Below are 248 nucleotides of genomic sequence, written 5' to 3'. Positions count from 1 at the left end.
GAGGGCACGCAACGGCCCGGCTGAGCAGCCGGGGCGGGCCTTATCGTCGAGGCACTGGATCGCATCGCCACATGGTTGCGATATGAAAGCCACCGTTTCGGATATTGCCAGAAGCTGCGGCCTGTCGACCGCGACGGTCGATCGCGTGCTCAACAACCGGCCGGGAGCCAGCGCCGCCAACCGGCAGCGCGTGATGGAGGCGGCCAAGCAGCTCGGCTATCTGCCGGTCGTCGACCAGGTCGCGTTGC

The 248-nt window shown here is 67.3% G+C and carries 1 protein-coding gene; it reads left to right on the top strand.

The features are described from left to right. Positions 1-82: 82 nt before the first annotated feature. Positions 83-248: LacI family DNA-binding transcriptional regulator (locus tag E5W70_RS32855; protein WP_292665528.1), on the top strand; the 166-nt coding region annotated here is incomplete at its 3' end.

This window comes from Mesorhizobium sp. (assembly GCF_005063415.1).
Lineage (GTDB): Bacteria > Pseudomonadota > Alphaproteobacteria > Rhizobiales > Rhizobiaceae > Mesorhizobium.
This window is presented reverse-complemented; position numbering and strand designations above follow the sequence as displayed.